The organism is Alkalibacterium psychrotolerans, from assembly GCF_054784355.1.
Genome location: NZ_BAAGPH010000107.1, coordinates 1 through 4,217, shown reverse-complemented (window position 1 = coordinate 4,217; position 4,217 = coordinate 1). Strand labels below are relative to the sequence as shown.

The window sequence follows — 4,217 nt, the reverse complement described above, 5'->3', positions numbered from 1 at the left end:
TATGCAAACCAACGGTTAGCTGAGAGAAAGAACAGAAAAGAAATAGCCGTGTAATTTTTAAAAAATAGTCATTTTGAAATTAGACGAGTGTTTCCTTTTTTAAAAAGTTAGTTATGAAATTGGTTCATTTATTTGATTTTACCCAATTATACTACATTTCGACACCTTATATAGAAACAAATCACAATATTTATATAAATAAAATTAATTATTATATTTTTAATGTATCAAATTTTCATAGTAATAATTATCGTACAAGATATAATCGGAAGTCTCATCAAGTAAAACTTCATAGTCGTCATTAAAATCTTTTTCAAAAGAGTGGTGTTTTTCAGAATTAATATAATATTCCAGATTAGTCATGTAGTCCCCAATTTCCTGGGCACCAACCGGAATATATACAGCATCTTCTATTTTTTCAGTAGGTCCAATAAAATTTTGAATTGATCTATATTCTCCTGAATCAGATGTTGTACCTCGAGTATTCTTTTTTATATTAAAACCTCCCGTTAAACTTATGGTATCTCAAGTTTAACGGGAGGCAGTCAAGACTCAGAGGTTCCTAACTATTCATCGCTTACGCAATATACACGCTGCTTTTTGCTTAGTCTTTTCAGCTTATAACATTTTATTAGGCGCTACCTTCTTCTGCTTCCAGCCCACATTTCTGGCCCAGCGCTTTAAGTCCGCCGCTTCTTGATTGTCTTCTGATTCATTGATTGCTTTTAAGAAGTTCGCAAAACCGCTCAAGCCACCAACGTCGTCCATGACGTCCACACCGTCTTTCGAAAGACAGACAGGCTTATGCTTAGTCAGCACAACCTCTCTAGCTGCATCTACTTCTTCTTGCGTGACGGAATGATCAGCCACTAGATCTTCACAACTTTCCAGCTTGGTCACTTTAACAATCCAGCTGTCACCGTAGTCATACTCGTAATACAACACCTGTGTCACTGGGAAGCCGGAACTGCCTATCTCTTCGTCAGTATAGCCTAGCACGTCTGTAATCAGTAGACTTTCCATTAAACTTTCTGTCCCGCTTTCCATAGCAATGGCCGCATTCATTTCGTCTAAGGTCATATCGACCAACGCTTTATTGCCTAACACTTTTGGTTCAGCAGCCGGATCTGTCTGTTTACGCTTTAGATAGTCGGAGAAAGGTTCCTTTATCTCCAGTTCTTCAAACCGATCCAATAGCTCATCAACATCTGCTCTTGCCACATCACCTTGTTCAAAATAACCCCCGTAAAGGTATGGGCCTGTATATTTCTTTCGCAGCCAGGCATTGAAATTCCCGGATTCATAATCATCATCCCAGAACAAATCATGCTCAGCTTCATATGGTGGTTGAAACAGTACCCCGACCAAATCTGACCAACCTTTGACTGTCCCCTGAGTCAGCTCCGTATAGACGTCTTCCGGTAAATTAAACTGTCTTAAATGTGAATTCTGCCAGCCGAACAGTTTCTGCATCACATAGTGCAGCGCATGCAGGGTCATGTCAGAAGGGATCAGCACCTCTCTTGTGATGCGATCGCCAGAACTGGACTCGCCGTATCGTTTCAGCATCACCTTTTCGTCACTGGATAAATAGTCACTGATTAGTTCCAACCTTAGTCGTACTGGTTTAATATCTTTTTGAGTGTTTGCCATTTCTATCCCCTCAGCTTTTTAGACTTAGAACGCTTATTTTTTCAGTTAAGTGTACCATGCTTAGCCTCCAGATGAAATAAGAGCAGGAATCTTTACAAGTGAGTCCTTAGTCATGCTTCACTTGTCAGGTTTCCAGTCATTAGTAAGATTATGTGTAGGAGCCATTATTATTCTCGTTGCGAAAAACTTCAATAAAATGTACTTCCAGTATGTACTAACTCAATTCTTTTTTAGGATAGGAGATATAACCAATATAATATTTCTCTCATAATGTTCACATGATTAAAATATATATTATAATTATTTGTGAAATCGTTATCATTTATTCTGCTACTCTGCTGGAGGAATGTATATTGGATTATGACAAAGAATACAGGGACGAGATAATGGACCGTTTCGATGCCTTTGTAAGATGTTCAGAAGTGCAAAAGACCCGACCTTATTCACTGGTACCTGAACAAATGGAACTAGATTCGAGGGTACTCACGATTAAAGAAGACAATATTATCGACTTTTTGGACGTTGCACTTATTCAGACTTACTTGCTGCTGGATGATGACTCGTTTTACGTCTGCGACTTGCCCAAAATTACCAGCACGCCTTACAATACTTTGGTCTTCCAAATTAACGGGACTGTATTTAAGTCTGAAGAGACCACGACTCAAATCATTACCCGCTACATGAAATACATAGGTATAGACTATAAAACAACGATGCAACTGGGTAAGTCAGTAGGAATCTTCAGCCAGTGTCCTTTCGTCTATGGTACTCTTAGTTTCATACCGTTAAACGGAGCCAGCAAGAAATCCGTCAGCTGGATTGGTCTACATCATGTGCAGGCAATTACGCCTCATCTTAAGGCAACGTATTTCAATATCGATGGCAAACACGAACTGATACTCAATATTTCCCATAAATCAGTGAGTCGTTTGATTCGGCAAACCAAAATTTTATCTGATTCCCAGCAACGCTTGACGACTGAATGGTTGACCCTCATGCATCATCAGAAAGAATGTAGTGCCCGGCCAAACGTTGTGACCCGCTGTACGGTAAGCAACCATTTTTCGCAGCCGCTTCCTCTTCTGTCAACCTGGCTGATGACTCAAAGTTACCTTCAGGGACGCTGGATAGTCAAAGACATGCTGAAAGAAGGCGATCCGCTACTTGATGAACTTCCACCGGAAGAGTTAAATGACGAGAACTAGACTGTTGATGAAGGGTGATTATAATTATAACAGGACTGCTAATAATTGGTGGTCCTGCTTTGTGTGGTCGTTTTTCTAGTTTACTACTAACTGAATGACATTATTTTTTTTAGTGAAGAAGGAATTTGCATTCTATTTAACTGATTAGCTATCTGCACTAAATTTACCATTGTAAAAAGTGAAAACATATTATACGCATTTTTTGCTTTATCTTTGTGTATAACTGCAAAGACTACTTTAAAAGCATTCAATGCACCATTGTCACTTATTGAATTTTCCTCTACTATGTCAATAAAATGATTTAAAATATCTATATTTGTTAAAAGACTCGCTGAGACACTAACATGAGCGTACAAGTAGCTTAAACTATAGGCACCGTTAAAGCTAGATATGAATAAGATCTTCCTTCTCCGAAATACATTACAGGTATGTTTTGCAAGATAATAGTTTAACAGTTACAAGACATTACAGCAAGTGATTAATCAAGCCCAATTTAGTGAACAATCGGCAGCTATTGAAGACATTGAGTATTATTCCGATCGTCATCTAGATAAACATCTTATTTTGGAATTGGCTACTAATAATTACATTGAAAAGCATTTAAACATCATACTAATGGGAGCATCCGGCAACAGAAAAACAGGGTTGTCTAATGCCTCAGGCATTCAAGCCTGTCGACAACACTATAAAATAAAATATATTCGATTACCCGAATTATTAGATGAATTCATTTTAGCAAGAAATGAAGCAGACGGATGTTTCCGCCAGTTGATTAAGAAAAATAAGTAAGTATACCTTAACATTGTTTGAGATAATCAAATTCCGGTTGAAGACATCGTCTACTATCTATTGGTCACAAACCACTCTGGTGGGATGGCATGAAAAATTAGGACAAGCGCTCGTAGCTGACGCAATTCTCGACCGTATTGTCCATGATTCAAATAGTATTTTAATAGATGGCGAGATGTCAATGAGGGAAAGACATAGCTTGAAGTCTAAAAGATAGGGCTCAAAAAAGACTCATAACTACTATTTAAATCAATAAAATAGATTGGCAACTAACATCGTAATGGCAGTGGCTTTTTTCTCCGCATTTAGTGGTTCACTTTCCCGCACTCGCTGGCTCTAAACTCCGTTCCGGTGGTTAAATCTGTCCGCAATACTCAAGGAACATGTTCTTAATTGGTCATTATCTGGCTTAATTTGATAAACTAAAGTATAATTAAGTAAATATTAAGCATTATGGTGGTAAGTCAAGAGAATAGATTATAAATAGACAACCTAATTTCATAAAAAAGGGTTCACTGAACTAAACCGTCACGTATTCGAAAATACGTTCGGTTTATGTCTTCGGATAGT

The 4,217-nt window shown here is 37.9% G+C and carries 5 protein-coding genes; 3 read left to right on the top strand and 2 right to left on the bottom strand.

All coding sequences use genetic code 11. The features are described 5' to 3' along the window. Window positions 1-618 precede the first annotated feature (618 nt). Entirely contained in the window at window positions 619-1,653 is a 1,035-nt protein-coding gene (locus ACYVLS_RS09345) for an IS1096 element passenger TnpR family protein (protein WP_460323862.1), read from the bottom strand. Between the two features lie 353 nt (window positions 1,654-2,006). Between ACYVLS_RS09345 and ACYVLS_RS09340 the strand changes: the two genes are divergently transcribed. After that, the gene (locus ACYVLS_RS09340) at window positions 2,007-2,858 is read left to right on the top strand and encodes a competence protein ComK (RefSeq protein WP_460323860.1); all 852 of its coding nucleotides are present in this window, start codon (window positions 2,007-2,009) and stop codon (window positions 2,856-2,858) included. An 86-nt stretch (window positions 2,859-2,944) separates the two neighbouring features. Here the strand turns inward: ACYVLS_RS09340 and ACYVLS_RS09335 are convergent, their stop codons facing one another. Next, the gene (locus ACYVLS_RS09335) at window positions 2,945-3,250 is read right to left on the bottom strand and encodes a TIGR04141 family sporadically distributed protein (RefSeq protein WP_460323864.1); all 306 of its coding nucleotides are present in this window, start codon (window positions 3,248-3,250) and stop codon (window positions 2,945-2,947) included. 82 nt (window positions 3,251-3,332) lie between these two features. On the opposite strand from ACYVLS_RS09335, the gene ACYVLS_RS09330 reads away from it, so the two are divergent. Further along, window positions 3,333-3,647 (top strand): ATP-binding protein, encoded by a 315-nt coding sequence (locus ACYVLS_RS09330; RefSeq protein WP_460323858.1) that lies wholly within the window; start codon window positions 3,333-3,335, stop codon window positions 3,645-3,647. A 13-nt stretch (window positions 3,648-3,660) separates the two neighbouring features. Further along, window positions 3,661-3,864, top strand: a complete 204-nt coding sequence (locus tag ACYVLS_RS09325; RefSeq protein WP_460323856.1) for an ATP-binding protein — start codon at window positions 3,661-3,663, stop codon at window positions 3,862-3,864. Window positions 3,865-4,217 lie beyond the last annotated feature (353 nt).